The organism is Pseudomonas sp. AC252, from assembly GCF_979258105.1.
In genome coordinates, this window is sequence record NZ_OZ409837.1 from 362755 (window position 1) to 382944 (window position 20190).

A 20190-nucleotide genomic window follows, 5' to 3' on the forward strand; every position below is an offset into this window, starting at 1 on the left:
CGCACAGAAGATCCCCTGTGGGAGCGAGCCTGCTCGCGAAGGCTTCACCGCCGATCTCGACCTCGCCCCGACTAACCGGCAAAATGCCCGCCATGCATATCACCCTCGCCCTGCCCGCCTGCTGCACTGCCCTCGACAGCCATTGGCCGTTGCCAACGGTGCTTGCCGATACCGTGCTGCTCAGTACCCACTTCGATCCGGCACAGTTGCTCGGCGATGACTTCCATCGCAGCGCTGTACTCGCGCCGCCAAGCATCCAGCGCTCGGTGGCCAAGCGTCAGGCCGAGTTTCTCGCCGGGCGCATCTGCGCCCGTGCCGCGCTGCACCAACTCGAAGGCCTGAATATCGTTCCGCCGATCGGCGAAGACCGCGCCCCGGTGTGGCCAGCGCACATTTGCGGTTCGATCACCCACAGCACCGGCCGCGCCGCAGCGATTGTCGCCAACAAGCAGCACTGGCGCGGCCTGGGCATGGATCTGGAAAACCTGTTGAGCCACGAGCGCGCCGAACGCCTGGCCGGGGAAATTCTCACCCCAGCGGAACTGCAGCGCATGGCAGCGGGATCTGAGGATCAGTTGGCGTTACTGGTGACCCTGACGTTTTCGGTCAAAGAGAGTTTATTCAAAGCGCTGTACCCGATCGTGCAGCAGCGTTTTTATTTCGAGCATGCAGAAGTGTTGGAGTGGACTGAGGCGGGTCAGGTCAGGCTGCGCTTGTTGACTGATTTGTCCGGCGAATGGCGCAACGGATCGGAGCTGGAGGCGCAGTTTGCAGTGCAGGATGGGCAGTTGTTGAGTCTGGTCAGCATTCCTGCCTGAAGTTTTGCATTGCCTGCATGGTCCTCATCGCTGGCAAGCCAGCTCCCACAGTATTCGCGGTGTACACAGAGACAATGTACACCCGCAAAACCTGTGGGAGCTGGCTTGCCAGCGATGGGGCCAGCCCTGCCACTACACACCCTACCGGCGCTCCTGATTCCTCGGCCAACTCAGACTGAAACACGCCCCACCCAGGCTCTTGCTCTTGCCAATGATCGCGCGGCCGTCGTGCCAGTGAATGATCCGCCGCACAATCGACAAGCCCAGACCATGCCCGCCCGAGGCCCGCGTGCGGCTATCGTCGAGGCGCAGAAACGGCGTGAAGATCCGCTCCCATGCCACCTCCGGCACTCCCGGCCCGTCGTCCTCGACGTCGATCCGGCAGCGCAATTGGCCGACCTGATAACTCACCGTCACCTGCGAATGCGCATGGCGCATCGCGTTGCCCACCAGATTCTGTAGCGCTCGGTGCAAATAACGCGGCTCGGCCTCGACCCAGGCGCCGTCGTTGTCGGCCGATGACAGACACAAACCGCGCTGCACCGTGACTTCGGCGCGCAGTGGCGCCAGTTCTTCGATGACCTGATTGACCAGCGCATCCAGATCGATGCGCTGGAAGGTCAGCGCCGGTGAGCCTTGCTCCAGTCTTGCGTAGGTGAGCATCTCGTCGACCAGCTTATCGAGGTCTTCGATGTCGTGATCCATGCCTTCGCGGTATTTCTCCAGTGCCTGCGGGGTGGTCGCCGTACCGATCATCTCCAGACCGAAACGCAGCCGCGCCACCGGCGTGCGCAACTCATGGGAGACCGCGCGCACCAGTTCTCGCTGGATCGCCAGCAGTTGCTGCAAATGCTCGGCCATGCCATTGAACGCCGACGCCAGCCGTCCAACCGAGTCGGCACCGCGCGCCGGCACGCGGGTTTCCAGGCTGCCCTTGGCGATGCGCGTGGCCGCTGCTTCGAGGCCGCGCAAACGCCGCTCAAGCTGACGCACCAACAGATAGACGATGAGACCGATCAGCGTCAGACCCAGAGCGGCAATCAGCACCAGCCATTCCGGCGGGTACGGATTCATCTGATACAGCGGGCCGATTTCCAGCACCCACGGCGTGCCGACCATGCCGGCGAAGACGCGGATCGAATCGCCGCCCTTGCCCAGCGCCATCACCGTATCGCCCTCGGCCACGCGGCGGCTCTGGTCTTCGTCCATGTCGGCGTCATTTACCGTGACCAGACGCAGATCGAAGCCGAAGCCCTTTTCCTGCTTTATCTGCGCCAGACGTTTGGGCTGTTCGCCGACCGGTACTCGCACCAGTTCATCGGCGAGCAAATAAATGGTCGCCCGGGCCAGTTGCTCGCTGATCTGCTGTACCTCTCCTACCAGTACAAGCTGCCCTTTTTCGCTGACCAGTCGATAGACCTTGGCCGCGTGGGGTCCGGTCTGCTCGACCAGCGCTTGACCGCGCAGCACACGGGTGCGCTGGGCCAGATCGAGGTCGCTTTCAGAGAATTTCTTCAGCGTCAGCGGGATGCCGAGCAGCCGCTCCCACACCAGCAACGCGCGATGGCGTTCGGTCTGGTTCATCGGTTGCAGGTTGTCGGCCATCAGCGAGAAAGTGCCGTGCGCCAGGCGTTCGCGATATTGCTCGCTGCGCACCTGATTGAGCAGGTTCAGTGCCAGCACGCCGAGCACCGCCACCAGAATCAGCGCGGCGCACATGCCGCCGTAGATGCGCAGGAAGATCGAATTCACAGCGCCAGGTCTGCACAGGCTTCCGGGACGAACAGGTAGCCTTTGCTGCGAATGGTCTTGATCAGACGCGGATGATCGGGGTCGTCGCCGATTTTCGGACGGATGCGTGAGATGCGCACGTCGATCGAGCGGTCCTGGCCGTCATAGCCGATGCCGCGCAATGCGGTGAAGATTTCTTCGCGCGAAAGAATCCGCCCGGCGTTGGAGACCAGCAGCCAGAGCAGGTCGAACTCGGCGCTGGTCAGCTCGATGCCGTTGTCGCTCAGCCAGGCTTCACGCAACGCGTTGTCGACCACCAGCGGGCCGAATTGCAGGCGACGGGATTTTTCCGCGGCCGGTTCCGGTGTGTCACTGCGTCGCAGCAACGCCTGGATCCGCGCCAGCAACAAACGCGGGCGCACCGGTTTGCAGACATAGTCGTCGGCACCAAGGTCGAGGCCGTGGATCTGATCAGCGTCATCGGTGCGCGCGGTGAGCATCAGGATCGGCCCGTCGTACTGGCTGCGCACCTTGCGGCAGATGCTCAGGCCATCCTCGCCGGGCAGCATCAGATCGAGGATCACCAGATCCGGCTGCTCCCTGATGATCCGCGCCGCCGCCAGCGCACCGTTGCCTTCGATCTCCACGCGCAGGCCATTGGCTTGCAGGTAGTCACGGGTGAGCTCGGCCAGTCGCTGGTCATCCTCGACAATCAATACCTGCCAGGTTTGTTGCTCCACCGGTGACCTCTGTTTGCTGTTTTTATTAAAATAAGAAAGACAATCGCCTGACACGGACAAAACCTGTGGGAGCGAGCCTGCTCGCGAAAGCGTCAGTTGCTCCAACCTGAATGCTCAGTGGTCAACCGATTCGCGAGCAGGCTCGCTCCCACAATCCTGCGTGTACCTCCCGATCATCTGTCATGTTTCAGGAGGATAAAAATGCCCATGCAGCCAGCGATTGTATAAACGCCGGCCACCCGGAAAACAAGTCGGTAAATGCGTTCGGACAAGGCGGAATTCTGTGATAGGGTTCGCGCCCTTAAAAAACCGCTGTAACGTTTTTCCAGGCAAAAAAACAGTGACAAACGGTCTGGCTCAGCAGGTTCGCGGCCTACACGCGTTTTCCCTGTTTCTTACACAAATTACGCACAGGCTTATCCACAGGTAGTACGTTGCAATCCCCCCTGAAACGCATTATCTTGTAGCACCGCGAAAACGCAGACCCTACATATAGGGTTTTCGTCTAAATCGCCCAACCACATTTCAGACCTGAAACTCAAGCGCTTTATGGCGAGTTTCCGGTTGAACGAACGAGTTTTTTCAAGCCCAAACCGCACTGGCGGATGGCACCGTTTTATTTGGTCCGAAACGGACAAAACGGTATGGGTGTTGCAGTCATGACTGTCACCCGCGAAGGAATCCGGTGGCGAGCTTCGGCTGGCTACCAAAACTTCGGCAAGGATGCGGCGTTGCAGCCTTTTTCCTACTGTTCCGAAGTTTGTAATGCCGACGCCCGTCGGTTGCAGTGCTTCGGTACAGAACGGTGAGCACCATGACGGTGCCAAACAAACATAGAGAATGTGGAGACCACCCCCATGCAAACCGACACAACTCGCGAGAACCCGCAGGGCACCTTGCCGCAGGCCGCCGATTCGACTTCGGATCTGGCAGCCACCGCGCCTGGCCAGCTGCGCGTGATCAAGCGTAATGGCACTGTCGTTCCTTACACCGATGACAAGATCACTGTCGCTATCACCAAAGCGTTCCTCGCAGTTGAAGGCGGCACCGCTGCCGCTTCGTCGCGAATCCATGACACCGTTGCGCGCCTGACCGAACAGGTCACCGCGACCTTCAAGCGTCGCATGCCATCGGGCGGCACCATCCACATCGAAGAAATCCAGGACCAGGTCGAACTGGCCCTGATGCGTGCCGGCGAGCAGAAAGTCGCTCGCGACTACGTGATCTACCGTGACGGCCGTTCGAAAGAACGCGCTGCCCACGCCCCGGCCGAAGCAGCCGTCAACGCGCACCCGTCGATCCGCATCACCCGCGCCGACGGTAGCCTGGCGCCGCTGGACATGGGCCGTCTGAACACCATCGTCACCGAGGCCTGCGAAGGCCTGGAAGAAGTCGACGGCGACCTGATCCAGCGCGAAACCCTGAAGAACCTGTACGACGGCGTCGCCCTGACCGACGTCAACACCGCACTGGTGATGACCGCCCGCACCCTGGTCGAGCGTGAGCCGAACTACTCGTTCGTCACCGCCCGCCTGCTGATGGACACCCTGCGTGCCGAAGGCCTGAACTTCCTCGAAGTTGCCGAAAGCGCCACCCATCACGAAATGGCCGACCTATACGCCAAGGCCCTGCCGGCGTACATCGCCAAGGGTATCGAGTTCGAACTGCTGAACCCTGTGCTGGCCACCTTCGACCTGGAAAAACTGGGCAAGGCGATCAACCACGAGCGCGATCAGCAATTCACCTACCTGGGCCTGCAGACCCTGTACGACCGCTACTTCATCCACAAGGATGGCGTGCGTTTCGAACTGCCGCAGATCTTCTTCATGCGCGTGGCCATGGGTCTTGCGATCGAAGAGAAGCAGAAAGAAGACCGTGCGATCGAGTTCTACAACCTGCTGTCCTCGTTCGACTACATGGCTTCGACTCCAACCCTGTTCAACGCCGGTACCCTGCGTCCACAGCTGTCGAGCTGCTACCTGACCACCGTGCCGGATGACCTGTCGGGCATCTATCACGCGATCCACGACAACGCCATGCTGTCGAAATTTGCCGGCGGCCTGGGCAACGACTGGACGCCTGTTCGTGCGCTGGGTTCGTACATCAAGGGCACCAACGGCAAGTCGCAAGGCGTGGTGCCGTTCCTCAAAGTGGTGAACGACACCGCTGTGGCCGTGAACCAGGGTGGCAAGCGCAAAGGCGCAGTGTGTGCCTACCTGGAAACCTGGCACATGGACATCGAAGAGTTCATCGAGCTGCGCAAGAACACCGGTGACGATCGCCGTCGTACCCACGACATGAACACCGCCAACTGGATCCCTGACCTGTTCATGAAGCGTGTCTTCGATGACGGCAAGTGGACCCTGTTCTCGCCATCCGAAGTACCGGACCTGCACGACCTGACCGGTAAAGCCTTCGAAGAGCGCTACGAGTACTACGAAGCGCTGACCGAGTACCCGGGCAAGGTCAAGCTGTTCAAGACCATCCAGGCCAAAGACCTGTGGCGCAAAATGCTGTCCATGCTCTTCGAAACCGGCCACCCATGGCTGACTTTCAAAGACCCGTGCAACCTGCGCAGCCCGCAGCAGCACGTCGGCGTGGTCCACAGCTCGAACCTGTGCACCGAGATCACCTTGAACACCAACAAGGACGAAATCGCCGTTTGCAACCTGGGCTCGATCAACCTGCCGAACCATATCGTCGACGGCAAGCTCGATACCGCCAAGCTGCAACGCACCGTCAACACCGCTGTGCGCATGCTCGATAACGTGATCGACATCAACTACTACTCGGTGCCGCAAGCGAAGAACTCCAACTTCCGCCACCGTCCGGTCGGTCTGGGCATCATGGGCTTCCAGGACGCTCTGTACCTGCAGCACATTGCCTACGGCTCCGACGCTGCCGTCGAGTTCGCCGACAAGTCGATGGAAGCGGTCAGCTACTACGCGATCCAGGCTTCCTGCGACCTGGCCGACGAGCGCGGCGCCTACGAGACGTTCAACGGCTCGCTGTGGTCCAAAGGCATCCTGCCGCTGGATTCGCAACAGATCCTGATCGAACAGCGTGGCGAGAAGTACATCGACGTCGACCTGAAGGAAACCCTCGACTGGGCACCGGTTCGCGCCCGTGTACAGAAAGGCATCCGTAACTCGAACATCATGGCCATCGCACCGACCGCGACCATCGCCAACATCACTGGCGTTTCGCAGTCGATCGAACCCACCTACCAGAACCTGTACGTGAAATCGAACCTGTCGGGCGAATTCACCGTGATCAACCCTTACCTGGTTCGCGATCTGAAAGCTCGCGGTCTGTGGGACTCGGTGATGATCAACGACCTGAAGTACTACGACGGTTCGGTGCAGCAGATCGAGCGCATCCCGCAAGAGCTCAAAGAGCTCTACGCGACCGCGTTCGAAGTGGACACCAAGTGGATCGTTGACGCCGCCAGCCGTCGTCAGAAGTGGATCGACCAGGCCCAGTCGCTGAACCTGTACATCGCCGGCGCATCGGGCAAGAAGCTCGACGTGACCTACCGCATGGCCTGGTACCGTGGCCTGAAAACCACTTACTACCTCCGTGCCTTGGCCGCGACCAGCACCGAGAAGTCGACCATCAACACCGGTAAGCTGAACGCTGTTTCCAGCGGCGGCAACCACGGCGACGATTCGGTCCTGGCCGCTCCGGCAGGTCCGGCACCCGTGCCAAAGGCCTGCGCGATTGACGAGCCGGATTGCGAAGCTTGTCAATAAGCTGAGCTGAGACCAGGCGTTGCGAGACGCCTGGAATCTCAAGGCAAACAAAACCCCCGACAGACTTCTGGTTTGTCGGGGGTTTTGTTTTTTGGGGTTTAGGTTTGGGTGAATATCCGTTGCAGCGATAACGGCTTCTTATGGTTTCGCTGTTACAGCGAGTCACCTTTTCAGAGACCTGGTCGTAGGTTGCTGCGCTTCCTCCCCCGGATCGATCCCGTAACGAAGCCTGCCGAAGGGGCGAAAGATCAAGAGCCGAAGCAAAGCAAAAGCCAGATCAAGAGCCAGATCAAAGATCGCAGCCTTCGGCGGCTCCTACAGTTGGATCGTGGGTATCTGGGCGAAATTGGTTGGCCGCCAGACCGCTATCGCGAGCCGGCTCACTCCTACAGTTGGATCGCGTACGCTCAAGGACAGGTCGGCTGACAGGCCGCCTTCGCGAGCAGGCTCGCTCCCACAAAAGCAAAAGCAAAGCAGCGCAGCTGCCCGCGGCGAAGCCGCCCCACTCAACAATGAGCGCAAGCTCGAGCGCCCTTGATCTTGATCCACAGGCGACGTCGGAAGGCTGAGCGGAGGGATTGATCCGGGCGTGGGAGCGCAGCGACCGTCTGGCGCAGCCAGACACAGCGCAAGGAGGTGCAGCGAAGCAAACCGTAGCCGCTGCGCCTGGATCAGTCCCGGAGCGAAGGAACCCGAGCCTGCGAGGGCCGAACGCAGGAGCAAGCGTTTTTTGCTTACTTTTTTTGGCGCCGGTGCGTGTCAACGTATCTGTCGCTTCACGGCTGTTTTAGGAGTCTATTACGCCCTTGTTTCAGGGCGCTCTGGATTCAGGTAAACAGCGTTTGCGAGTTTCCAATTACGTACTTCGCCGCTCCAACGGCTAGGGTTAGTTGCTTTGGCTGCCTTGTAAAGATTCTCCCGTGCCTGCAGTAACGCAGGTGCCTTGCCTTCGTGACGCTCATTGGGCGTCACGTATTTCAAGGCGCTATGACGATGCTCGTCGTTGTACCACTCAACGAATTTCTGCACCCAGAGTCGTGCTTCCGTGAGGTTGTCGAAGGGCCGCTCGGGCCACAGCGGGCAATACTTAGCCGTACGAAAAAGCGCTTCGGCATAGGCGTTGTCATTGCTTACTCGGGGTCGGCTGAACGACGGTTCGACGCCCAATGCAATCATGCTTTCTCGAAGAAGCGAGCCTCTCATTACGTGACCGTTGTCCGAGTGCAGTACCAGCGGACGACCCGCCGTACGCTCTCGTAAGCATCCTTTTTCAAGCAGTACGCATGCATGTTCTGCGCGTTCGGATTCGTGTACTTCGTTGGTCACTAATTTGCGGCTATAGATGTCTTTGACCATGTACCAGTAGTAAAAGCGACCTTTAACGGTGGTGGGTAACCACGTGATATCCCAACACCAAACTCGATTTGGGGCATCAGCACAATGTGTGGTCAAAGCTCGGCGCTTCGGAGCTTTGGCTCGGCCTCGACGGCTATTCTGATTTGCCTCTTTCAGCACCCGATAGAATGTTGATTCCGATGCCAGATAGATACCTTCGTCAGCTAACTTCGGGACAATCTGGTGCGGTGTCAGACTCGCGTAGCCAGGTTGATTAGCAGCATCCAAAACAGCCTGACGCTCTGCGACGCTGAGTTTGTTGGACGGTGCTTCGCGCTTGATGATCTGGCGCTTGTCGGCTTCGCAGTGTCGCCAACGCTGAACCGTCCGCAAACACAGCCCGATCTCTTTGCATGCACGAAACCGACGAGCACCACTTGCTACTGCCTCAGCGATCAGGCCCAAAGCCTGCACACGATCAGGGGCGCTGATCAGCCTTCCTTGTCCTTGCCCCAGATCGCATTGGCTTTTTTTCTGAGTTCCAGTAAAGCGACCGCCTCCTTGCAATCAGCATCGGATCGAAGCAGTTGTCGCTCCAGCTCCTTTATCCGTATTTGCTCGGTGGTCGGTTTTTTGTTGGGCTGAGGCTCCATCGCAGTGTTGGCATTCTGGCAAGCTTGGCGCCATTGCTGAATCTGCTCAGGATAAATGCCCTTGATTCGGCAATATTGTGAAAGCTCTACCTCGCTCAACGGCGCGGTTTCCAGAACGGCGTTGAATTTGTCGGCGCTGGACCACTGATTGCTGGTTTTATTATTCCCAGGAACAATCAATCCTTTATCTCTAGCCATTTGCCTCCAGTTTCGCAGTGACTGTGGGGTGACGCCGATTGCAACGGCGAGCTCTGCTACGGAACGGTTTAAGGGCGGCATCATTTGAAGAACAGCCCAGTCTCTGAAGTCATCGTCATAACGCTTCGGCATTGCTAGACACCTTCGCCCCCATGAATGGTTGAGTCAATCAACAGAGGTGACAGGTAGGCTGACACGGGGGGCGCTTGTAAAAAAGTAAGTCGCCGTCAGGCGAAACCGCCAGCAGCCGCGACCGCAGCAACGGATATTCACCCAAATCACCCAAAGCCTGGCCGACCCAGAGGCCGCCAAGACCAAAAAAAAGCCCCTCAAAACGAGGGGCCCAAAAAACCAGCTCAGAAACCCGAATCAGGTCATCTGAATAATGGTCTGCATAATCGTGCTCTGCGTCGAAATGGTCTTGGCGTTCGCCTGATAGTTGCTCTGGCCTTTGATCAGATCAACCAGCTCATTGGTCAGGTTAACGTTCGATTCTTCCAGCGAGTTGGACACCACCGAACCCAGCGTACCGGTCTCAGGCGCATCGTAGCCCGGAATACCCGAAGCAAACGTCTCTTTCCAGCTGGTGCCACCGATCGCCTGCAGGCCCTGTTCGTTGGTGAAGCTCGCCAGTGCAACCTGTCCGATGGCCTTGCTCTGGTTGTTGCTGAAGTTGGCGAACAAGGTACCGGTACCGTCGATGGTCAGGTTGGTGATCTGGCCAGTCGCGTAACCATCCTGAGTAGGAATCGTGCGCGAGGTGTCGGCGTTGTACTGAGTGGTCTTGGCCATCGAGATGGTCACACCCGCCGGGTTTGCCGCCGCGCCGTTAGCCTTCCAGACACCATCGGTCACAGTGCCTGGCACCCAGCCCTTGAGTGTCAGGTCGCTGCTGATGATGGCCGGGCCACCCAGCGGATCTGGCGTGCTGACCTGGGTCAGCTTGCCGGTCGCGTCAAAGGACAGCGTCGAGGCCACAGGCGCGGTGGTCTTCGGATCGCTGCCGGTCGCATCCGGGTTACGACCGTCCACCAGGGTGTAGACCTTCCAGGTGTTGGCGCCGGTTTTCACCATGTATTGATCCATGGTGTGCTGGTTGCCCTGGCTGTCATAGATCGGGGTGCTGAACGACTTGGTGTAGGTCGCAGTGTTGGTAGGGTCGAATTTGCCTGCCGCGACCGTATCGTCGATCACCGCAGCGGTCGAGTTCAGATTGATGGTCGAAGCCACCGCCGAAGTCGACTTCGGGGCCAGGTTCGAGGTATCGATCTTGAGGTCGGTCAAGACGCCGTTAATAATCTTGCCGTTGGCATCCACACCGTAGCCCTGCAAACGCGAGGTGTAGTCGGTGTTGGTGATGTAGCCGGCGTTATCGACCTTGAACGTACCGGCACGGGTGTAAGACACCGAGCCGTTGTTGTTCATGGTGAAAAAGCCAGAGCCGTTAATGCCCATATCCAGCACGTTGCCAGTGTTGTTGATGTCACCCTGGGTGAACTGCTGGGACACGTTGGCCAGGCGTACGCCGTTACCGATCACTTTGCTGCCGCTGCCCAGACGAGTCGCCGAATAGACGTCTTCGAATTCTGCGCGCGAGGATTTGAACCCGGCGGTGGCGACGTTGGCGATGTTGTTGCCGGTCACGTCGAGTTGTTTGTTGGCGGCATAGAGACCGCTAAGGCCGATGTTAAAAGACATGTACCACTCCTTCGTGCCGGGTTAGTCGGCTCTATATACCAATGGTTTGTACTTTGGACAGGGCGACGGTGCCCTTGCCGGCCAGGTTGAGCATCAGCTCGCCACCGGTCTGGCTGATCGTCACGCTGTTGACGGTTGCTGGCAGGTAGGTCGCCAGGTCGGTCGCCGCGCCGTTGATCGGTGCGCTGGCCTTGAACGTGTAAGTACCGACCGGAACCACGGTGCCGGCGGTGTCCTTGCCGTCCCACGTGAAACTGGCAGCACCCGCAGCGCGGCTGCCCAGGTCGATGGTGCGCACGGCTTTGCCGTCCTTGTCGGTGATGGTCACGGTGCCGCCGGCAATCGACGAAGGCACGGAGACCGAACCGGTCAGGCCTTTGCTCGGGTCATCGAGCTGCGCGGTGTTGGTCTGCACGATTACGTTGCGACCGACCAGCGACGAGGCTTGCAGCGCCTGCGACGAGTTGTAGTTGCCGGCAAGGCCACTGACTGTGGAGTTCAGCGTGGTGATGCCTTCAAGGCTGCTGAACTGCGCCAGTTGCGCCACGAAAGCGCTGTTGTCCTGCGGGTCGAGCGGGTTCTGGTTTTTCAGCTGGGTGACCAGCAATTGCAGGAACGCATCCTTGCCCAGCGCCTGGCCGCCGGTGGCACTGTTGGTCGCCGAGGCGATGCCGCCCGACGTGGTGCTACTCGTCTTGGACGAGTTGGCCAGGATGTCTTTCATGCTCAGGGTGCTGGTGGTGTCCGTAACGCTCATGGCATTCGTCCCTTATTACTGACCGAGGGTCAGTACCTTCTGCATCATGGTCTTGGCGGTGTTCATCATTTCCGCGTTGGTCTGGAACGAGCGGCTGGCGGAAATCATGTCAGCCATTTCTTCCACCACGTTGACGTTCGGGTAGTAGACGTAGCCCTTGGCGTCAGCGGCCGGGTGGTTCGGCTCGTAGCGCGCCTCGAGGTTGCTCTGGTCTTCGACAACGCCGAGCACCTGCACACCCTGCCCGGCCGCGTCCTGGTTCTGGAACAACGAACTGCTGCCGCCGGCCTGGCCGCCCTGGAACATGGTGGCGAACACCGGGTGACGGGCGCGGTAGGTCTGGTCGATGCTCGAGGAGACGGTTTCGGCGTTGGCGATGTTCGAGGCCACGGTGTTCAGACGTGTGGTCTGCGCGCTCATGCCGCTGCCGGCAATGTTGAAAACGCTGGACAGGGACATGGATTATTCTCCGCGCAGGGCTGACACCAGCCCTTTGAATTTGCTGTTGAGCAAGGTGAAGCTGGCCTGGAAACCGACGGCGTTTTCCGCGTAGTTGGACTGTTCCAGTTGAGCGTCGACGGTGTTCTGGTCGATCGAAGGCTGCATCGGCGTGCGATACATCAGCGACTCGTCGCCGTTGCCCAGCCCTTCAGCCTCGATGTGACGGCTGTTGGTCATGTTCAGGGCAAAGTGGCCGCCGGTCTTGGTTTTCTCGGTCTGTGCTTCGAGCACTTTGGAGAAATCCAGATCCCGCGCCTTGTAGTTCGGGGTGTCGGCGTTGGCGATGTTGTTGGCCAGCACTTCGGCACGCTGGGCGCGGAAGCCCAATGCCTTTTCGTGAATGCCCAGCGCTTTGTCGAAGCTGATGCTCATGTCGGGAACCTTCAGGTGACCGGTTTTTCGTATCTGAGCTTTAGCAAGCGCCGTGCCAAATCAACAAAGCCCCGTATTCCGGGGCCTTGCGCCGAACAGGCAAAGCGGCAATGCCAGAAAAGCGGCAATCGATTACCGCCGGATGCCGCTTTTCTGCCGCTTGGCTGCCTCTATCGCCGGCGAAAAACTGTGGGAGCGAGCTTGCTCGCGAAGGCGGAGTGCCAGCCAATGCAAATGCAGAATGTGACGGCCTCTTCGCGAGCAAGCTCGCTCCCACAGGGATTGTTGGTGTTAAGAGAATTTCTTCGGACATAAAAAAACGGGAGGCCTTTGCGGGCTTCCCGTTTTTTGTATCAGCGCAAACCGCTTATTTCGCCTTGTAGATAATCCCCGGGCTGCACTGAACCATCTGGTAATGATCCGGCAAACCGTTCAGCGCCTCGGACGCGCCAAGGAACAGATACCCGCCCGGCTTCAACGTGCTGTGAATGCGCAACAGGATGTCTTTCTTCACTTCGGCAGAGAAGTAGATCAGCACGTTGCGGCAGAACACGATGTCGAACTTGCCCAGCGCTGCGTAGCTGTCGAGCAGGTTGAAGGAGCGGAATTCCACTCGGCTCTTGATCGGCGCCTTGACCACCCAGCGCCCCGGCCCTTTCGGGTCGAAGTAGCGTTGCAGGCGTTCCGGCGACAGACCGCGACCGATCGCCAGGCTGTCGTACTCACCGGTCTTGCAGTTGTTGAGCATCAGACCCGACAGATCGGTGGCAACAATCTGCACGCCCATCTTCAACTGCCCAAGGTTGCTGCGCTCGAACTCGTCGATCGACATCGACAGCGAGTACGGTTCCTGCCCCGACGAGCAGGCCGCCGACCAGATCCGCAGACGCTGGTTGGGGCTGGCCTTGATCGCTTCCGGCAGTACCTTGTTCTTCAAGACTTCAAACGGATAGGTGTCGCGAAACCACAGGGTTTCGTTGGTCGTCATGGCATCGACCACCTGCTCGCGCAAACCGCTGCGCGGCTGGGTCTGAATGCGCTGTACCAGCTCACCCAGGGACTTGATGCCTTGCTGCTCCATCAGTTTGTTGAGACGGCTCGAGACCAGATACTGCTTGTTTTCACCGAGCAGAATGCCACAGGCTTTTTCCAGGAAGACCCGGAACTGTTCGAAATCCAAATTACCCGTAGACAATGATGCCGCCTCTTAAATCGTGTTGAACGCCAAGGGCAAAACGCCCCTAGCTGATATCTGCTGCTTTGATCCGGTCGACTACCCGGGATGCGAGGTCATCAGGACGGAATTTGGCCAAAAAGTCATCAGCACCGACTTTCTTCACCATCGCCTGATTGAATACCCCCGACAACGAAGTATGCAGGATGATATGGAGCTTTTGCATGCGTGCGTCGCCGCGGATTTCCGCCGTCAGGGTGTACCCGTCCATCTCCGGCATCTCGATGTCGGAAATCATCATCAGGAACTCTTCTTCCGGCTTCTTGCCCTCGTCGACCAGCTTGCGCAGGTAATCCAGCGCCTGCTTGCCATCGTTCAGCGCCACCACTTCGACACCGATGGTCTGCAGACAACGCGTGACCTGCTTGCGCGCCACCGACGAGTCATCGACCGTCAGCACCCGCAGCGACAATGCCTTCGTCTGCGTCTCGACATCGACCACGCCCACCGAAATGGCTTCCGGCGTCGGCGCCACTTCGGCCAGCACCTTCTCGACATCGATGATTTCGACCAGCTGGTTGTCGACCCGAGTCACAGCGGTCAGGTAGTGATCGCGGCCGGTACCCTTGGGCGGCGGATGGATCTCTTCCCAGTTCATGTTGACGATGCGCTCCACCGAGCGGACCAGGAAACCCTGGGTCTTGGTGTTGTACTCCGTGATGATCACGAACGGGCTGTTCTTGTCTTTCAACGCACCGGAGCCCGTTGCCATTGCCAGATCCAGGATCGGAATGGTCGCTCCCCGTATATTCGCTACCCCGCACACGACAGGACTGGATTTGGGCATCAAGGTCAGGGACGGGCATTGCAACACTTCCCGTACCTTGAACACGTTGATCCCATAGAGCTGCGGCCCGTCGAGACGGAACAACAGCAGCTCGAGGCGATTCTGCCCTACCAGTTGCGTGCGCTGGTTCACCGAATCCATTACACCAGCCATGCCCAGACTCCTACATCAACGCCAAGTGTTGTTGCGACGCACATTCATTGCTAAACGGCACGGCGCTTGCTTTTTAACTCGTATGAACGCTCAAACGACATTTTCCCGACGCCTGACATCTACCCTTCGCAAAGGGCTTTGCGCGGTGTCCGCCGTTTGCTGCTTGCTTGCTGGCAGTCCTGCCCATGCAGATGCGGTTACCTTGCCTGATATGCTTATCGGCGTGACTCAGGGCTTTCTTGAATTCACCGTAGAAGACTATTTGGCTTCCAGTCAAACCGAAGGCCGCTACGAAATCGAAGTCAACCAGCTCGACCCGCGCATGCGCATGCCGATGTGCGACAAGGAATTGACAGCCACTCTGGAGAGCCCGGCACGCCCGCTGGGGCGCGTCACGGTGAAGGTTCGCTGCGAAGGCAGTTCGCCCTGGACGGTGTTCGTACCCGCTCAAGTCCGCCTGTTTCGCGAGATCGTGACCACCACTCGTCCGCTGAAACGCGCCGGTATCATCGAGCCGCAGGACGTGACGTTGCGCGAGCGCGATGTCAGCACGATCAATCAGGGTTTCCTCACCTCCGTCGACGAAGCGATCGGGCAGAAATTGACCCGACCAACGGTAGCCGATCAGGTCATCACGCAGGTGCATCTGGAGCAGGCCGAAGTCGTGCGCAAGGGTGACCAGGTGGTAATCACAGCGCGCAGCGGCACCCTCGCCGTACGCATGCCGGGGGAAGCACTCTCCAATGGCGGCATGAAAGAACAGATTCGCGTAAAAAACCTTAATTCTCAAAGAGTTATCAAGGCGCAGGTGATTGCGCCGGGACAGGTCGAAGTGGCCATGTAAAAGCCTCGCGGAGAAAACTGGCGCCGATCCCGTCGCTTCCCTAAACTGTGCCGCAGCAGGTCTCGCAGCGGCGCATGCAAGCTTATGGTTGATTGGGCCTAAAGTTTTTCAGGGGATAGCCGAAAACATGGCAAGCGTCCAAATTCCCAGAGGTTTTTTATCATGGTTATCGATTTCAACCGATTGAACAGTTCCTCGTCACTTACCGGCAATACACGTACCAGCAACGCCAGGAAAGCGCTGAAAACAGCCCCTCCGCGCCGCTGAATACCCAGGCCGAACCGGCCAGTGCCGCCAAAAGCGGGGAATCGGTACACCTCAGCAATGAGGCTCAACAGTTGCAGAAGTTCACTGACAAGCTGCGCGATCAGCCTGCTGTCGACAAAGCCCGTGTGGCCGAGTTGAAAGCCGCGATTGCCGATGGCAGCTATAAAGTCGACAGCAACCGTGTAGCCAGCAAACTGCTCAACTTCGAAGCCCAGCGCTAGGCTTTTGCCGGCGCCAGGCTTTTGGACGCTTAAACCCCAAGGCCAGCCATGCACGACACTAACTTATTGCAACTGATCAACGACGACTTTGCTCCAGCGCAACAATTGCTGGAGTTATTGCAAACCGAATCCCTCGCTTTGCATGGTCGCGACATGCCGTTGCTGGAAGAAATTCTGGCGACCAAGCAAGCGTTGATCATTCTGCTCGAGCAGCATGGCCGCAAGCGCAGCGAAATCCTCGCCAGCCTCAACCTGCCGACCGATCGCACAGGTCTTGAGCAACTGGCCAGCCAGTCGAGCATTGGCGACCAGTTGCTGGCCCAGGGCGACGCCCTGACCGCGCTGATCGCCCAATGCCAGGCGGCCAACGTCAAGAACGGTCAGTCGATCCAGATCCAGCAGGCGACTACGGCCAACCAGCTGAAGATCCTCACCGGCGGTGAGCCGCCAGCGCTGTACGACGCCAGCGGGACTTTTGCCAAGCCGGTCAAACCGCGAACGCTCAGCCAGGCATGAGCCAATCGCTGGCCCTGCCCTATCCACCTGCGCAAGATGCTGGCAAAATACTGGCCGGCCGTAGTCTTATTTTGTCTGGAGATTGAAGAACCGTGTCCAACACCCTAAGCGCGGATGATGCTCCGCAGCCTCCGAAGGTGCTCACCACGCCACTGGAAATCTCCAGCAACCTGCGCCAGCTGCAAGACAGCCACGATCCGCTGATCATCACTTTCCATGAACGCAGCCAGCGCTTTCAGAGTTACCTGATCAAGGTCGACCGCGAAACCGCAACGATCGCACTGGACGAAATGATTCCGCGTGATGGCGAGCGCTTTCTGCAGGCGGGCGAACCGTTCAAGGTCGAAGGCTTTCATGACGGCGTGCGCATCGCCTGGGAATGCAACGGCACGCTGAACATCGAAGAATCCGACGGCGACCGCTTCTATACCGGTGAGCTGCCGAGCGAGGTGGTCTATCACCAGCGCCGCAACGCCTTCCGCGCTGCGTTGAAGCTCACTGATCTGGTCAGCGTGGAACTGGGCGGCGAAAAGCTCAAGACGCCGTTGCACGGCAAGCTGCTGGATATCTCCGCCACTGGCTGCAAATTCCGCTTCGAAGGCGACATCACTGATCGCCTGCAACTGGGCCAGGTCTATGATCGCCTGATCGCCCCGCCGCTGTTCGGCAATCAGCCAACATCGGTCGAACTGCGCTATCTGCATTTCGAAGAAAAACTCAACATCACCTTCGCCGGTCTGCGCTTCCACAACATCAGTGGCCAGGCTGCGCGCAACGTCGAGCGTTTTGTTTATCAGTTGCAGCGTGAAGCACGGCGTTTCGACAAAGACGATCTCTGAGTCGCAGCGATCAAAAAAAGGGCAGTCCCGCACAGGGCTGCCCTTTTTTATGCGCCGATGTTTATCTTCGGCTCAAGGCCTGCCACCACTGATATCCGGCGCAGGCTTATCGTCATTGCCGCTGTCCAGTTCGGTTTCAACGACTGCTCCCGGCTGCGCTTCGGGCTCAGGCTCAGGGGTGACCGGCGCCGGGTCCTGCACCATCTGCTCCTGCACCACCTGCTCATCGACACGCGGATCAAGCGCTGCCACCAGCGGCGAGCTCGACATGCTGTCCGGCATCGCCACGTGATGCAGCGGTGCGTCGTCGACCTGGTGCAGGTTGGTGACCGCTTTCGGACGAATCCGCCAGACCAGCACCAACGCGAAGAAACTGAAGAACGCATACAGGCTCTGACTGCCGAGAAACTTCATCAGCACGCCCGCCAACAGCGGCCCGATGCTCGCGCCAACGCCGTAAGTCACCAGTAGCATGGCGGTCAGCGACACCCGGCGATCGCCTTCGACGTGGTCATTGGAGAACGCCACCGCCAGCGGATACAGGCAGAACTGCACCAGCGAACAGAAGAAACCGACGACGAACAGCACCTCAAGCGGTACCTGCGGCATGATCGCCAACGGTAACGCCGCCACCGCCAGAAACCCGGCAAAGCAGCGAATCAGCAGCGCACGGTCATAACGGTCGGACAACCAGCCCAACGGCCACTGCACCAGCAAACCGGCAAAAATGCAGCTACCCATGAACAGACCGACCTGCTCGGTCGACAGCCCCTGCTGCGAGGCATACAGCGGCGCCAGACCATAAAATGAACCGATGATCAGACCGGCGCCGAGCACCGTGCTCAGCGATTGCGGCACGCGCTTGATAAAGAAGCGCGGCTCCATCGGCGCCGGGTGCAGGGGCGCCGGGTGAATCCGTCGGGTCAGCGTTACCGGCACCAGACACAGAGCAAAGCACAGCGCCACCAGCATCAGCAGTTCCAGCCCGAGGCCGGGGTGCATGACCAGAATCAGCTGGCCCAGTACCAGGCCCAGATACGAGGCGATCATGTAGCCGCTGAACACCAGGCCGCGTTGATTGGCATCGGCCTGCTCGTTGAGCCAGCTCTCGATCACCATGTACTGGCACATCATGCCCAGACCAACGATTGTCCGCAGCACCAGCCACGCCGGCAACCAGTCCACCAGCCCATGGCCGAGCACCGCCGCGCCGACGATCCCGGCACACGCCGAGTAGGCACGGATATGCCCGACCCGGGCAATCAGGCGATGGCCGATCTTGCCGCCCAGCACCAGACCGAAATAGTTGGCCGCCATCAGCGCACCGACCCACAGACCGTCGACATTGTCGGCGGCCAGACGCAAAGCCAGATAAGTAGAAAGAAGGCCAGAGCCGATCAACATCATCAGCGAGGCGAAATACAGTGCTCGAAAGGATTTCCAGATTTGGCGCATCGGCGTTCCGAGCGGCTCCTTGCAGTAAATACCGGGCGGTCAGAACGACTGCCCGGCAGCAGCGATACGTCAGGCCTGGGCGGCCAGTACACGGCGCTCCCAGGGGGTGATTTCATCAAAGAAGCTGGTCAACTCCATGGTCTTCGAAGCGATGTAGCCTTCGATGAACTCCGACCCGAACAGTTCCCTCGCCAACTGGCTACGTTTCAGACGCTCAAGCGCGGCGTGCAAGGTACACGGCAAGGCCAGACTATCCGGCACGGCGAATTCACCCTGGATCGCCGCGCTCGGTTCCAGCTCTTGTTCGATGCCGTGCAAACCCGCGGCCAGACTGGCGGCGATGGCCAGATACGGATTGGCATCGGCGCCCGGCAAACGGTTTTCGACCCGACGGGCGACCGGCGAGCTGGCGGGAATACGCAAGCCGGCGGCGCGATTGTCATGGGACCAACAGGCGTTGTTCGGCGACGCGTACGGATGACACAGGCGCTGATAGGAATTCACATTGGGCGCGAACAGCGCGGTGAAGTCGGCCAACCCTGCCTGCTGCCCGCCGATGAAGTGGCGGAACATCGCCGTCGGCTCGCCCTTCGTGTCAGTGAAGACATTTTTGCCGCTGCCGATTTCAACGATGCTCTGGTGAATATGCATCGAACTGCCCGGCGTATGCGCCAGCGGTTTGGCCATGCACACCACGCTCAGGCCATGCTTGAGCGCGACTTCCTTGAGCAGGTGCTTGAACAGAAACGTCTGATCGGCCAGCAGCAGCGGATCGCCGTGCAGCAGATTGATCTCGAACTGGCTGACGCCCATTTCATGCATGAAGGTGTCACGCGGCAGGCCGAGGGCGGCCATGCATTTATACACTTCGCAGAAGAACGGCCGCAGACCGTTGTTGGAACTGACGCTGAACGCTGACTGGCCATCCTCGCGGCGACCGTCGAGGCCTACCGGCGGACGGAACGGCTGAGTCGGATCGGTATTGGGTGCGAAGACGAAAAATTCCAGTTCGGTCGCCACCACCGGCGCCAGACCGTGCGCGGCATAACGGGCGATGACCGCTTTGAGCTGGCCACGGGTCGAGAGGCTGGAGCTCTCCCCGCCCAGTTCGTCGGCGTCGCAAATCGCCATGGCGCGCGGCTCGTCGCTCCATGGCAAACGATGAATCTGCGCAGGATCGGCGACCAGCGCCAGATCGCCGTCGTCACTGCCGTAAAACCGCGCCGGCGGATAGCCGCCCATGATGCATTGCAGCAGCACACCCCGCGCCAACTGCAAACGCCGCCCCTCGAGGAAACCCTCGGCGGTCATCACCTTGC

General features: G+C 59.3%; 16 protein-coding genes and 1 pseudogene. 6 read left to right on the forward strand and 11 right to left on the reverse strand.

Going from position 1 to position 20190, the window contains the following annotated elements; translation table 11 throughout:
- The first annotated feature begins 92 nt into the window (after positions 1 to 92).
- Positions 93 to 818, forward strand: a complete 726-nt coding sequence (locus ACZZZ4_RS01725) for a 4'-phosphopantetheinyl transferase family protein (RefSeq protein ID WP_415761769.1) — start codon at positions 93 to 95, stop codon at positions 816 to 818.
- Between the two features lie 141 nt (positions 819 to 959).
- Here the strand turns inward: ACZZZ4_RS01725 and ACZZZ4_RS01730 are convergent, their stop codons facing one another.
- Both ACZZZ4_RS01730 and ACZZZ4_RS01735 read right to left on the reverse strand, forming a co-directional pair.
- Complete coding sequence (locus ACZZZ4_RS01730; RefSeq protein ID WP_463547118.1) at positions 960 to 2570, reverse strand: ATP-binding protein; 1611 nt, start codon at positions 2568 to 2570, stop codon at positions 960 to 962.
- Positions 2567 to 3289 (reverse strand): response regulator, encoded by a 723-nt coding sequence (locus ACZZZ4_RS01735; RefSeq protein ID WP_415761767.1) that lies wholly within the window; start codon positions 3287 to 3289, stop codon positions 2567 to 2569. The genes ACZZZ4_RS01730 and ACZZZ4_RS01735 overlap by 4 nt, the downstream gene beginning before the upstream one ends.
- An 857-nt stretch (positions 3290 to 4146) precedes the next feature.
- Between ACZZZ4_RS01735 and ACZZZ4_RS01740 the strand changes: the two genes are divergently transcribed.
- Positions 4147 to 7041, forward strand: a complete 2895-nt coding sequence (locus ACZZZ4_RS01740; RefSeq protein ID WP_024013986.1) for a ribonucleoside-diphosphate reductase subunit alpha — start codon at positions 4147 to 4149, stop codon at positions 7039 to 7041.
- A 798-nt stretch (positions 7042 to 7839) separates the two neighbouring features.
- On the opposite strand, the gene ACZZZ4_RS01745 is transcribed toward ACZZZ4_RS01740, so the two are convergent.
- The 7 genes from ACZZZ4_RS01745 to ACZZZ4_RS01775 all read right to left on the reverse strand — a co-directional run bounded on the left by ACZZZ4_RS01745 (position 7840) and on the right by ACZZZ4_RS01775 (position 14729).
- Positions 7840 to 9359 (reverse strand): IS3 family transposase gene (locus tag ACZZZ4_RS01745; protein WP_374046330.1). Its coding sequence is split into 2 segments (ribosomal slippage): positions 7840 to 8894 and positions 8894 to 9359, totalling 1521 coding nucleotides; the frame shifts between segments, so codons are not numbered across the junction.
- Between the two features lie 237 nt (positions 9360 to 9596).
- Positions 9597 to 10925: a flagellar hook protein FlgE gene (gene flgE / locus ACZZZ4_RS01750; protein ID WP_016773616.1), complete on the reverse strand. Its 1329-nt coding sequence runs from the start codon at positions 10923 to 10925 to the stop codon at positions 9597 to 9599.
- Between the two features lie 31 nt (positions 10926 to 10956).
- Positions 10957 to 11682 carry a flagellar hook assembly protein FlgD gene (flgD, locus tag ACZZZ4_RS01755; RefSeq protein WP_129997429.1) on the reverse strand — a complete coding sequence of 242 codons (726 nt, stop codon included), beginning with the start codon at positions 11680 to 11682 and terminating at the stop codon, positions 10957 to 10959.
- Between the two features lie 15 nt (positions 11683 to 11697).
- Positions 11698 to 12141, reverse strand: a complete 444-nt coding sequence (gene flgC / locus ACZZZ4_RS01760) for a flagellar basal body rod protein FlgC (RefSeq protein ID WP_039757856.1) — start codon at positions 12139 to 12141, stop codon at positions 11698 to 11700.
- Between the two features lie 3 nt (positions 12142 to 12144).
- Positions 12145 to 12555 (reverse strand): flagellar basal body rod protein FlgB, encoded by a 411-nt coding sequence (flgB, locus tag ACZZZ4_RS01765; protein WP_016773613.1) that lies wholly within the window; start codon positions 12553 to 12555, stop codon positions 12145 to 12147.
- A gap of 367 nt (positions 12556 to 12922) precedes the next feature.
- On the reverse strand, positions 12923 to 13750 hold the full coding sequence (gene cheR / locus ACZZZ4_RS01770; RefSeq protein WP_016773612.1) for a protein-glutamate O-methyltransferase CheR: 828 nt from the start codon (positions 13748 to 13750) through the stop codon (positions 12923 to 12925).
- 46 nt (positions 13751 to 13796) lie between these two features.
- Positions 13797 to 14729, reverse strand: coding sequence for a chemotaxis protein CheV (locus tag ACZZZ4_RS01775; protein WP_016773611.1), 933 nt, complete (start codon positions 14727 to 14729; stop codon positions 13797 to 13799).
- Between the two features lie 82 nt (positions 14730 to 14811).
- Here ACZZZ4_RS01775 and flgA point away from each other — a divergent pair, with 82 nt between their 5' ends.
- The 4 genes and pseudogenes from flgA to ACZZZ4_RS01795 all read left to right on the forward strand — a co-directional run bounded on the left by flgA (position 14812) and on the right by ACZZZ4_RS01795 (position 17416).
- Positions 14812 to 15573 (forward strand): flagellar basal body P-ring formation chaperone FlgA, encoded by a 762-nt coding sequence (gene flgA, locus ACZZZ4_RS01780; RefSeq protein ID WP_080769351.1) that lies wholly within the window; start codon positions 14812 to 14814, stop codon positions 15571 to 15573.
- A 162-nt stretch (positions 15574 to 15735) separates the two neighbouring features.
- Positions 15736 to 16061 (forward strand): annotated as a pseudogene (gene flgM / locus ACZZZ4_RS01785) (flagellar biosynthesis anti-sigma factor FlgM).
- A 48-nt stretch (positions 16062 to 16109) separates the two neighbouring features.
- On the forward strand, positions 16110 to 16577 hold the full coding sequence (locus ACZZZ4_RS01790; RefSeq protein WP_039757859.1) for a flagella synthesis protein FlgN: 468 nt from the start codon (positions 16110 to 16112) through the stop codon (positions 16575 to 16577).
- 92 nt (positions 16578 to 16669) lie between these two features.
- Entirely contained in the window at positions 16670 to 17416 is a 747-nt protein-coding gene (locus ACZZZ4_RS01795; RefSeq protein WP_039757860.1) for a flagellar brake protein, read from the forward strand.
- 72 nt (positions 17417 to 17488) lie between these two features.
- Here ACZZZ4_RS01795 and ACZZZ4_RS01800 read toward each other — a convergent pair whose 3' ends face one another.
- Both ACZZZ4_RS01800 and ACZZZ4_RS01805 read right to left on the reverse strand, forming a co-directional pair.
- Positions 17489 to 18871, reverse strand: coding sequence for an MFS transporter (locus tag ACZZZ4_RS01800; RefSeq protein ID WP_463547119.1), 1383 nt, complete (start codon positions 18869 to 18871; stop codon positions 17489 to 17491).
- 69 nt (positions 18872 to 18940) lie between these two features.
- Positions 18941 to 20182: a glutamine synthetase family protein gene (locus ACZZZ4_RS01805; protein ID WP_463549241.1), complete on the reverse strand. Its 1242-nt coding sequence runs from the start codon at positions 20180 to 20182 to the stop codon at positions 18941 to 18943.
- Between the last annotated feature and the right edge of the window lie 8 nt (positions 20183 to 20190).

Excerpts from the sequence above, each read along its gene's own strand:
- ACZZZ4_RS01790 (WP_039757859.1), top strand. The coding sequence starts at position 16,110 with ATGCACGACACTAACTTATTGCAACTGATCAACGACGACTTTGCTCCA.
- ACZZZ4_RS01800 (WP_463547119.1), bottom strand. The coding sequence starts at position 18,871 with ATGCGCCAAATCTGGAAATCCTTTCGAGCACTGTATTTCGCCTCGCTG.
- ACZZZ4_RS01725 (WP_415761769.1), top strand. The coding sequence starts at position 93 with ATGCATATCACCCTCGCCCTGCCCGCCTGCTGCACTGCCCTCGACAGC.
- ACZZZ4_RS01775 (WP_016773611.1), bottom strand. The coding sequence starts at position 14,729 with ATGGCTGGTGTAATGGATTCGGTGAACCAGCGCACGCAACTGGTAGGG.
- flgB (WP_016773613.1), bottom strand. The coding sequence starts at position 12,555 with ATGAGCATCAGCTTCGACAAAGCGCTGGGCATTCACGAAAAGGCATTG.
- flgE (WP_016773616.1), bottom strand. The coding sequence starts at position 10,925 with ATGTCTTTTAACATCGGCCTTAGCGGTCTCTATGCCGCCAACAAACAA.
- ACZZZ4_RS01805 (WP_463549241.1), bottom strand. The coding sequence starts at position 20,182 with ATGACCGCCGAGGGTTTCCTCGAGGGGCGGCGTTTGCAGTTGGCGCGG.
- ACZZZ4_RS01740 (WP_024013986.1), top strand. The coding sequence starts at position 4,147 with ATGCAAACCGACACAACTCGCGAGAACCCGCAGGGCACCTTGCCGCAG.
- flgC (WP_039757856.1), bottom strand. The coding sequence starts at position 12,141 with ATGTCCCTGTCCAGCGTTTTCAACATTGCCGGCAGCGGCATGAGCGCG.
- flgD (WP_129997429.1), bottom strand. The coding sequence starts at position 11,682 with ATGAGCGTTACGGACACCACCAGCACCCTGAGCATGAAAGACATCCTG.
- flgA (WP_080769351.1), top strand. The coding sequence starts at position 14,812 with ATGAACGCTCAAACGACATTTTCCCGACGCCTGACATCTACCCTTCGC.